Below are 10027 nucleotides of genomic sequence, written 5' to 3' on the forward strand. Positions count from 1 at the left end.
GTCACCGACGCCCTGCGCGCGGTGTACACCACGGACCGCTGACACCCCCGGGCCGGCACCGGAAAAGCGGGGGACCGCAGGACATGCCTGTCCGTACGCCTGCGCGAGTTGTACGGACAAGGATGTCTATTGTGACGGTATGAGCAACCTCGATCGCCGGCCCTCCGTCGGGCTGTGCGGGGGCAACACCCGCACCGGCCCGGTCCGCGATCTCCAGCCGGGCCGTCAGATGCCGCTCGGCGAGAGCACCGTCGTACGGCGGCTGCTGCCCAACCTGGGCCGCCGGATGGTCGGCGCCTGGTGCTTCATCGACCACTACGGTCCCGACGACATCGCCGGGGAGCCCGGCATGCGGGTGCCCCCGCACCCCCACATGGGCCTCCAGACCGTCAGCTGGCTGCGCGAGGGCGAGGTGCTGCACCGCGACAGCCTGGGCAGCCTCCAGACCGTACGCCCCCGGGAACTGGGCCTGATGACGTCCGGCCGGGCCATCGCGCACTCCGAGGAGTCGCCGTGGGAGCACGCCCCGCTGCTGCACGGCGCGCAACTATGGGTCGCGCTCCCCGCCGAGCACCGCCACACCACCCCCTCCTTCGAACACCACCGCGATCTGCCGGTGCTCACCGGCGGCGGACTGTCGGCCACCGTCCTCCTCGGCGAACTCGCCGGAGCCGCCTCCCCGGGCACCACCTTCACCCCCCTCGTCGGCGCCGACATCACCCTCGCCCCCGGCACCGACACCCGGCTCCCGATCGAGCCCGACTTCGAGTACGCGGCCCTCACCCTCCGCGGGGAGAACGAGGTCGACGGCCTCCGGCTGTCCCCGGGCTCCCTGCTCTACCTCGGCTGCGGACGCTCCGAACTGCCGCTGCGCACCGCCGTCGGCGGCGACCTGCTCCTGCTCGGCGGCGAACCGTTCGCGGAGCGGATCGTCATGTGGTGGAACTTCGTCGGCCGCAGCCACGCCGAGATCGCCGAGGCCCGCGCCGCGTGGAACACCGGCGACCGCTTCGGCACCGTCCGCGGCTACGACGGCCCCCGCCTCCTCGCCCCCGACCTTCCCCCGGGCCCCCTCACGCCCAGGGGAGCGGTCCGCTGAATCCGCCGGAAAGCCTTCCGGCCCGCACGGAAAATCCGCTTCACGGAATGACGTTCGTGTGACTGATGGCGCGCGGCGGCGAGCCTCTTTGGCACTTCCCGGTGTGTCTGTACGGTCTGCCTGCGATGGTGCCCATTCGGTGAGGAGCGAGGGCCGTGACAGCCGTACAACAGGAGGGTCCGCCGGCGCCGGCCGCCCGGCGGATGAATGCCGGACGCGTGGTGGTGCAATGGCTCACGACCACCGACCACAAGACGATCGGCACGCTCTATCTGGCCACCTCGTTCGCCTTCTTCCTGATCGGCGGGGTGATGGCGCTGTTCCTCCGGGCGGAACTCGCCCGCCCGGGACTCCAGATCATGTCGAACGAGCAGTTCAACCAGGCGTTCACGATGCACGGCACGGTCATGCTGCTGATGTTCGCGACGCCGCTGTTCGCCGGATTCGCCAACTGGATCATGCCGCTCCAGATCGGCGCGCCCGACGTCGCCTTTCCCCGGCTGAACATGTTCGCCTACTGGCTGTACCTCTTCGGCTCGCTCATCGCCGTGGCCGGCTTCCTCACCCCGCAGGGCGCGGCGGACTTCGGGTGGTTCGCCTATGCGCCGCTGTCGGACGGAGTCCATTCCCCGGGCATCGGCGGCGACATGTGGATCATGGGTCTGGCCTTCTCCGGATTCGGCACGATTCTCGGTTCCGTCAACTTCATCACCACGGTCATCTGCATGCGCGCGCCCGGCATGACGATGTTCCGCATGCCGATCTTCACCTGGAACGTGCTGCTCACCGCGCTGCTGGTGCTGCTCGTCTTCCCGGTGCTCGCCGCCGCGCTGCTGGCGCTGGAGGCGGACCGCAAGTACGGCAGCCACATCTTCGACCCCGCCAACGGCGGCGCCGTCCTCTGGCAGCATTTGTTCTGGTTCTTCGGCCACCCCGAGGTCTACATCATCGCCCTCCCGTTCTTCGGGATCGTCACCGAGATCTTCCCCGTCTTCAGCCGCAAACCCGTCTTCGGCTACATCGGACTCATCGCGGCGACCATCTCCATCGCCGGACTCTCCGTCACCGTATGGGCGCACCACATGTTCGTGACGGGCGCGGTACTGCTGCCGTTCTTCTCCTTCATGTCGTTCCTCATCGCCGTGCCGACCGGCGTGAAGTTCTTCAACTGGATCGGCACGATGTGGCACGGCTCGCTCTCCTTCGAGACGCCCATGCTGTGGTCCGTCGGATTCCTCGTGACCTTTCTGTTCGGCGGTCTCACGGGCGTCCTGCTGGCCTCCCCGCCGCTCGACTTCCACGTCTCCGACAGCTATTTCGTGGTGGCCCATTTCCACTACACAGTGTTCGGCACCGTCGTCTTCGCGATGTTCGCCGGCTTCTATTTCTGGTGGCCCAAGTTCAGCGGGCGAATGCTCGACGAACGTCTCGGGAAAATCCATTTCTGGACGCTGTTCACCGGATTCCACGGCACGTTCCTCGTCCAGCACTGGCTCGGTGTGGACGGCATGCCGCGCCGCTACGCGGACTATCTGGCCGCCGACGGCTTCACCACCCTCAACACCGTTTCCAGCATCGGGTCGTTCCTGCTCGGTTTCTCGCTGCTGCCGTTCCTCTACAACGTGTGGCGGACGGCCAAGTACGCGCCGAAGACGACCCTGGACGACCCCTGGGGTTACGGGCGTTCGCTGGAGTGGGCCACCTCCTGCCCGCCCCCGCGCCACAACTTCCTCACCCTGCCCCGCATCCGCTCCGAATCGCCCGCCTTCGACCTGCACCACCCCGACATCGCCCTCGAAGCCGCCCGGCAGGGCCACCGGCAGGCCGCGGTGGAACATGACACCCCGCGCCCCGGCTCGTAGCCCCCGCCGCCGAGGAGCGGGCGGGACCCCGGGGAGTCCGGCGACGGCCCCCGGCGCCCCCCGCGCGGAGGTGACCGTGCCATGACCGACGGCCGGACACCGGACGCCCACAGCGTCCGGGCGGGCATCGCCTCCATGGAGGGCTACCTCCTGTGGCAGGCCGAGATCCAGCGCGCCCGCACCGACGCCGAGGCCGCGGTCGCCGCACTCGACTGGCCCACGACCGCACAACGACGCGAACTCGTGGACCTGCTGACCACCCGCCAACTCGACGTCTCCCGCACGGCCATCACCCGCATCGCCGAACGCTCCCTCCAGATGCGCCGCGACTACGAACAGCGCTACGGCTTCCTCAAACGCCGCCTCCTGGCCCTGGGCCTGCTCCTGGCCTCGACGGCGGCGTTCCTCGACGTCCTGCTGCTGACCCGCTGAGGGGCGCGGGCTCCCGGGCCGGGGAAGGACGGCGGGACGCGGCGGCGATCATCACGGCCCGCACCGGCCGACCGGTCCGGGTGGTGGACATCGGGATCGATGAACTGGCGGGCGACTACCGGGCCGCCGGTGTGCCGTCGGCGTTCGCCGCCGCCCTCGCCGCCGTGGACGCCGGCATCAAGGCGGGCCGGGAAGCCCGCCTCGGCACCGCCGTCTCCGGCTTGACCGGCCGCACGCCCCGTACCTTCGACGCGTTCGTCCGGGAACACGCGGCCGAGTGGGCGGAGGCCGGAACGGCCGGGGGATGACGCGGCGGCATCGCTCGTGGTCCGCCCCGACCGGGTGGTGGAGGGTGGTGGTGCCGTGCGGAGCGGTCGGCGCGCTGCCGATGACCGCCACGTGTCGCCGGTGGCCCGCGCGGTACGGACGACCCCCTGCCGTTCCTTGATGCGGGCGGGGCCCGTGCGCCGCCTCGCTTCCTCCCCGGTCACTCCCAGGTCATATTGATCTCCCGCCCGAAGTTCACGTACCCCGCCCGCCGGAAGGCGTCCGCCATGGGGACGTTGCCGAGGTCCGTGGACGCGCGGATGCGGGGGGCGCCCTGGTCGGCGAGGACGCGGGTGCCCTCGGTGAGGAGGTCGTCGATGTAGCCGTTGCCGCGGTGGGCGGGCAGGATCGCGATGTAGGCGATGACCGGGTTGTAGCCGTTGTGGGCGGGGACGACGAAGCCCACCGGTTCGCCGTCGGGCAGTGCGGCGACGCGCCACCAGGCCCGCGGGCTGGTGTAGCGGGCGAGTTCGTCCTCGTAGTGCCGGGTGGCCGCTTCGTGGGCGGACATCCGGGTCAGGTCGTCGCGGCCGTGTGCGTCCAGCGTGCCCTCCAGGGCCGTGGTCATCAGCGCCACGAGTTCCGCGCCGTCACGCACCGGGCGGAACGCGAGGCGTCCGCTCGGTCCGGGGACCGGCGTTTCGAGAAGAGGTCGAGTTCGCCGCGTCCCGTGAGGGGGCGCAGGGTCAGGTCGTTCGGTGTCATGGTCACGTAAGGGTGCTCGTCCGTCCCGGGGCCGGAAGCGGTCCGCGCGCGGGGAGGACGGTAGCGCCCGGCCGGCAGGGGAGTGGTGTCAGGGGGTGTGCCGTCCCCAGGGAATACCCCCCTGGGTATATCGGTTAGGGTGTTCACATACCCCGGGGGGTACATCGTGAGAGGAGTCGTAGCCGTGTTCTTCGTCGACACCCTGGCAACAGAGGGTCTGGGCAACCGCAGCTATCTGGCGGGCGGACCGGCCGCCGCGGTCGTGGTGGACCCGCCCCGCGACATCGACCGCGTCATCGCCGCGGCCGCCCGGCGCGGCGTGCGCATCGCCTACGTGGCGGAGACGCATCTGCACAACGACTACGTCACCGGCGGCCTGGAACTCGCCCGCGTCACCGGCGCCCGCTACCTGGTGCCGGCCGGGGCGCCCGTCGCCTTCGCCCGGACCCCGGTCGTCGACGGCGACACCGTCCCCGTCGACGAGGGACTGGTCCTGCGGGCGCTCGCCACCCCCGGCCACACCCCCCACCACACCTCCTACGTCCTGGAACAGGACGGACGCGGCGTGGCGGCCTTCACCGGCGGATCGCTGCTCATCGGCACCGTCGGCCGGCCGGACCTGGTCGAGCCTCGGCTGACCGAGCGGCTGGCCCGCGCCCAGCACGCCTCCGTCCGCCGCCTCGCCGACACCCTGGACGACGATGTGCCGGTGCTGCCCACACACGGGTTCGGCAGCTTCTGTTCGTCCTCGCAGGCGGACGGGGAGGCCACCACGATCGGCGCGGAGCGCGCGGGCAACGACGCCCTCACCCAGGACGTGGACACCTTCGTCGCCGGGCTGCTCGCCGGCCTGGAGGACATCCCCGCCTACTACGCGCACATGGGCCCGGCCAACGCCGCCGGCCCCGCGCCGGTGGACCTCACCCCGCCGGGGCGCGCCGACGCCCGCGAGATCGCCGCGCGGCTGGCGGCGGGGGAGTGGGTGGTCGACCTGCGCAACCGCGTCGCCTTCGCCGAGGGGCACGTCGCCGGCTCGCTCAACTTCGAGGGTGACGGCCAGCTCGCCACCCATCTCGCCTGGCTGATCCCCTGGGGCAGGCCCGTCACCCTGCTCGCCGACACCCCCGAGCAGATCGCCGACGCACAGCGGGAACTGGTCCGTGTGGGCATCGACCGCCCGGCGGCCGCCGCCACCGGCGACCCGGCCGGCTGGGTCGGTGAGGGCGAACGGCTCCGCTCCTTCCCCCGCGCCGCCTTCGCGGACCTGGCCGCGTCCCTCGCCCGCGGTGAACACCTCGTGGTGCTGGACGTACGCCGCGACTCCGAGCGCGCCGGCGCGCACCTCACCGGCTCGGTGCACATACCGCTCCACGAACTGCCCCGCCGCCTCGGCGAGGTGCCCCAGGGAGTGGTGTGGGTGCACTGCGCCGGGGGGATGCGCGCGGCGATCGCCGCCTCCGTACTGGACGCCGCCGGACGCGAGGTGGTCGCTGTCGACGACGGCTTCGACGCCGCCGTCCGGGCCGGACTCACCCGCTCCTGAGCCGACGGCACCCCTTGAGCACCACCCGCACCACCCCGCGCACGGAGCGATCCACCATGCCCTTCCGCCCCCTTCCGTCCCACCCGCGGCTCCCCGGAGCCGTCGCGGCACCCGTACGGGACACCGGCCGCCGCGCCTCCGGGCGCGGCACGCCTCCAGTGGCCGCCCACGGCCCGCGGCGGCCCGCCCGCCGTACGGGTGCGCCGGTCGTCCGCGGAGGCACGGCATGAGCGCGCTGATCCTCGCCCTGGTGGCCGGGGGAGTGGTCGGGCTGGTGCTCGGCGCGCTGGGCGGGGGCGGCAGTGTGCTGGCCGTGCCCGCGCTGATCTACCTGCTCGGCCTCACCCCGGCCGCCGCCACCACCGCCGCACTGATCATCGTCACCCTCACCTCCGCCACGGCCCTGTACGCCCATGCCCGCGACGGCCATGTGCGGTGGCGGGAGGGAGCGCTGTTCGCGGCGGCCGGGCTCCTTCCGGCCGCGGCGGCCGGCGCCCTCGCGGCCCGTCTCCCGGAGCCGGTGCTGACCGCGGCCTTCGCGCTGGTCGCCGCCCTCGCCGACGTGCGCATGCTGCGTCCGGGGCGTACGGCGGGCGGCCGGGGGGCGTCGGTGCGGCCCGGCCGGGTCGCGGGGGCCGGCGCGGGGCTCGGTGCGCTGACCGGGCTGCTCGGGGTCGGCGGAGGGTTCCTCGCCGTCCCGGCGCTGGTCACGGTGGTGCGGTTGAGGTGCGGGCCGCGGTGGGCACCAGCCTGCTGGTCATCTCGGCGAACTCACTGGCCTCACTGGCCACCCGCGGCGCCACCACGGCCGGGCTGGACTGGGCGGTGATCGGGCCGTTCGCCGGGGCCGCGCTCCTGGGCGCCTGGGACGGCAAACGCCTCTCCGGCCGGATTCCCGGGGACCTGCTGCGGCGCGCCTTCGCGGTCGTCCTGCTGGCGGTGGCCGCGTTCATGCTCGTCCAGGCCGTGGCCTGATGCGCGGCCGCCGACGGTACGACCGGCTCAGGCGAGGGAGAGGAAGAGCTTCTCCAGCCGGGCCCGCATCTGCTCGCGGTCGCCCGCGGCCGCCATGTCCGACTCCGTCAGGCAGTGCTGGAGACCGGTGGCGATGATCGCGAAGCCCGCCCTGTCCAGGGCCCGGGACGCCGCGGCGAGTTGGGTGACGACGTCCTCGCAGTCCCGTCCCTCCTCGATCATCCGGATCACCCCGGCGATCTGGCCCTGTGCCCGGCGCAGCCGGTTGACCACGGTCTTCAGTTCCTCGGCCGCCATCGTCAGTTCCACGGTCCACTCCGTTCGAAACATACCCCTCCGGGTATCCTATCCCGGAGGGGGCACACCCAAGGAAAGAAGAGGAAACCCCGCATGACCACCCTTACCGCCCTCACCCCGGAGCAGGTCCTCGGACGCCTGGACGAGCTGACCGTCGTCGACGTCCGCACCCCCGGCGAGTACGCCTCCGGCCATCTGCCCGGCGCCCACAACATCCCCCTGGACCACCTCGACCGGGCCCTGGACGCCCTGGGCGCCGCCGCCGGCCGCGGCGAGCTGCTGATGGTGTGCGCCTCCGGCAACCGCTCCGCCCAGGCGTGCGCGCGCCTGGCGGCGCACGGCGTCACCGCCGCCACCCTCACCGGCGGCACCGAGGAGTGGGCCCGCCTCGGCCACGACGTGCACCGCACCGCCGGGACCCGCGCGGTCTGGCCCATGGAACGCCAGGTCCGCCTCGCCGCCGGCTCCCTCGTCCTGACCGGCCTCCTCGCCGGCCGCCGCTGGGCCCCCGCCCGCTGGCTGTCCGCGGGCGTCGCCGGCGGCCTGGTCTTCTCCGCCGTCACCGGCACCTGCGGCATGGCCCGCCTCCTCGCCACCTTCCCCCACAACCGCCCCCGCACCGCGGACCTCGACGCCACACTGGCGGCTCTCAAGGGCTGACGTACTCTCGCCCGCCGCCAGGGGTCCCGGTGCCGGCCCGGCGCCGGGACCCCGTCGTACGGGAAGCCGTGCCGGCGGGGTGCCGGCCCCGGTCGGACGCGGCGGTAGTGCTCGAACCGGGTGATCCCGTTGTGGCCGTAGCTCTCCGGGTGGAGTTCGTGCGGCGCGACACCCACGACCGGGGGAAGCCGCCGGCGCCCCGTGCACCGAGAAGCGGGCCCGGCGCCGAAGCGCCGGGCCCGCTCGTGGTCATCCCCCGTCCGACAATCGGGTGTGGCGGTCCGGATCGGACGCGGGGATCAGCGGTTCGTCCAGAGCACCCACTGGAGCGTGCCGTTGGCGCACTGGTACTCGTCCCAGTGGTGGCGCTGGACGCCGTCGTTGCCGGCCTCCGTGCAGCCGCCGTGGGTCCAGTACTTGCCGCGCAGGATCCATCCGGGGGGCGCGTCGGCGGTCTGCGCCTGCTCGACGGTCTGACGGGGGGCCTTGGCGGGGGTGGCGGTGGCCTGGGTGGCGCCCAGGCTCAGGGTTCCCGCGAGTGCGGTCGTGAGGACGGCCGCCGCGATGCGTGTGCGCATGTTGTCCAACTCCCGGTGTTGTCGGTCACCTTGCTCCCTCCATACGTCCGGGAGTGCGTTCCCCTATGACACTCTTGTGTGTGACGTGGGTCACATCTCGATCGGGCGTCAGCCCGCCCACCGGCCGGACAGGAAGGTCAGGGCGAAGACGGTCGCCAAGGGGCCCGCGAGGCCGAGATAGACGGTCTTCACCCGGGGGCGCCGCAGGCTCCAGGCGGCCAGGCCGATCCACAGGGGCCACCACAGCAGGCTGGCGCGGGGGATCGACGTGTACCAGTAGGAGGTGCCCAGCGCCCACAGGCTGAGCCCGACGCACAGCGCCTCGGGCCACCGGCGCCGCCGCAGCAGCAGGCCGAACAGCAGCAGTCCGACGAGCATGGCCGCGAGTTCGGCCTGGAACATGAAGGCGTACCCGGTGCTCTGCGCGGGGCCGAAGGCGGCGTCCCAGGTGTGCTGCCAGGCTTCCCAGGGGGCGTGGAAGTCCCGGTACCAGCCGCGTTCCTCCGCGTGCTTCCAGGCCATCCAGTCACCGGTGTGCGCCTGGAGGTACCAGCTGTGCAGCAGCGGCGGGACGGCGGGCAGCGCCAGCCAGGGCAGCGGACGCCAGTCGCGCCGGGAGCGGGCGGTGAGGACGAAGTGCAGGGCGATGGCCGCGGCGACGAAGAGACCGCTGACGCGGACCGTCGTGGCCAGGGCGGTCAGGGTGGCCGCGAGGGGCCAGTTGCGGCGCTGCGCGGCGAGCCAGGCGGGCAGTGCGAGGGACAGGAACAGCGCCTCGGTGTAGCCGGCGGCCAGGAAGACCGCGCAGGGCGACAGCAGGAAGAACAGCACGGCGCGCCGCCCCGCTTCCCCCGCCGCCTCCGGCAGATGCGTCCGGGCGATCCGGGCCAGGGCCAGCACGGCGACGGCGCCGGCGACGAAGGAGATCAGCAGCCCGGCGAGCGTCCAGTACGGGACGACCGCGTGGACGGCGCGGAGCAGCATCGGGAAGCCCGGGAAGAACGCCTCCCTGTTGTCCCAGCCCTCCTGCCAGGGGCCCGCCTGCCCGGGGAAGTAGCCGTCGCGCGCGATGTGCAGGTAGTGACCCCAGTCCCACTGCCGGAACGGGGCCAGCGCAGGGGCGGCCTCCCGGCCGTCCCGGAACAGCCACCGGGCGCAGTAGGCCGTGAGCCAGATCCCCAGCCGTGTCACCAGATAGAGCCAGAGCACCTCGCGGTCGGCGGGGCCGAACCGCTCGGCGAGGGCCGTACGGACGCGGGTCAGGCGCGACGGCGTCCGTATGAGCGCCGGTGGCGAGGGGCGTTCCGGGGCGGCGGGACGGCGCGCGGGCGCGCTGTCGCGCAGCGGAGGGGGCACGGCGGGCATGGAGGCTCTTCCTGGGTGTGGGGGGTGCGTGGGGTTGTGGCGCCGGGGCGTGTCAGGGCGGCGGCGGACTGGTGCTCAGGGACGTGGGCGGGGCGGGCGGTGACGACGTGGCGGGCGAGGTGCCCGACGGGGCGCCCGGCGGACGGGTGGTGGAGGTGTCCGTCGTGCTCCGGCCGGGGTCGGG

Annotated in this window: 9 protein-coding genes and 2 pseudogenes; 7 read left to right on the plus strand and 4 right to left on the minus strand. The window is 73.0% G+C overall.

The genetic code is table 11. The features are described from left to right. Positions 1-139: 139 nt before the first annotated feature. The 4 genes from AC51EU_RS22160 to AC51EU_RS22175 all read left to right on the plus strand — a co-directional run bounded on the left by AC51EU_RS22160 (position 140) and on the right by AC51EU_RS22175 (position 3701). On the plus strand, positions 140-1099 hold the full coding sequence (locus AC51EU_RS22160) for a pirin family protein (RefSeq protein ID WP_496268780.1): 960 nt from the start codon (positions 140-142) through the stop codon (positions 1097-1099). A 203-nt stretch (positions 1100-1302) separates the two neighbouring features. After that, complete coding sequence (ctaD, locus tag AC51EU_RS22165) at positions 1303-2961, plus strand: aa3-type cytochrome oxidase subunit I (RefSeq protein WP_496268788.1); 1659 nt, start codon at positions 1303-1305, stop codon at positions 2959-2961. A gap of 81 nt (positions 2962-3042) precedes the next feature. Next, on the plus strand, positions 3043-3393 hold the full coding sequence (locus tag AC51EU_RS22170) for a hypothetical protein (RefSeq protein WP_496268781.1): 351 nt from the start codon (positions 3043-3045) through the stop codon (positions 3391-3393). 83 nt (positions 3394-3476) lie between these two features. Continuing rightward, positions 3477-3701 (plus strand): hypothetical protein, encoded by a 225-nt coding sequence (locus AC51EU_RS22175; RefSeq protein ID WP_496268782.1) that lies wholly within the window; start codon positions 3477-3479, stop codon positions 3699-3701. 179 nt (positions 3702-3880) lie between these two features. Here AC51EU_RS22175 and AC51EU_RS22180 read toward each other — a convergent pair. Further along, positions 3881-4360: pseudogene (locus AC51EU_RS22180) on the minus strand (GNAT family N-acetyltransferase); the annotation flags it as partial. Between the two features lie 249 nt (positions 4361-4609). Here AC51EU_RS22180 and AC51EU_RS22185 point away from each other — a divergent pair. Further along, on the plus strand, positions 4610-5968 hold the full coding sequence (locus tag AC51EU_RS22185) for an MBL fold metallo-hydrolase (protein WP_496268783.1): 1359 nt from the start codon (positions 4610-4612) through the stop codon (positions 5966-5968). 226 nt (positions 5969-6194) lie between these two features. Then, a pseudogene (locus tag AC51EU_RS22190) lies at positions 6195-6943 on the plus strand (sulfite exporter TauE/SafE family protein). 27 nt (positions 6944-6970) lie between these two features. Here the strand turns inward: AC51EU_RS22190 and AC51EU_RS22195 are convergent. Continuing rightward, positions 6971-7252: a metal-sensitive transcriptional regulator gene (locus AC51EU_RS22195; protein WP_496268784.1), complete on the minus strand. Its 282-nt coding sequence runs from the start codon at positions 7250-7252 to the stop codon at positions 6971-6973. An 81-nt stretch (positions 7253-7333) separates the two neighbouring features. Between AC51EU_RS22195 and AC51EU_RS22200 the strand changes: the two genes are divergently transcribed. After that, positions 7334-7900: a rhodanese-like domain-containing protein gene (locus AC51EU_RS22200; RefSeq protein ID WP_496268785.1), complete on the plus strand. Its 567-nt coding sequence runs from the start codon at positions 7334-7336 to the stop codon at positions 7898-7900. A gap of 299 nt (positions 7901-8199) precedes the next feature. Here the strand turns inward: AC51EU_RS22200 and AC51EU_RS22205 are convergent, their stop codons facing one another. Both AC51EU_RS22205 and AC51EU_RS22210 read right to left on the minus strand, forming a co-directional pair. Beyond that, the gene (locus AC51EU_RS22205) at positions 8200-8478 is read right to left on the minus strand and encodes a hypothetical protein (RefSeq protein WP_496268786.1); all 279 of its coding nucleotides are present in this window, start codon (positions 8476-8478) and stop codon (positions 8200-8202) included. A gap of 108 nt (positions 8479-8586) precedes the next feature. Next, complete coding sequence (locus tag AC51EU_RS22210) at positions 8587-9843, minus strand: mannosyltransferase family protein (RefSeq protein ID WP_496268787.1); 1257 nt, start codon at positions 9841-9843, stop codon at positions 8587-8589. Positions 9844-10027 lie beyond the last annotated feature (184 nt).

Source organism: Candidatus Streptomyces philanthi (assembly GCF_059553635.1).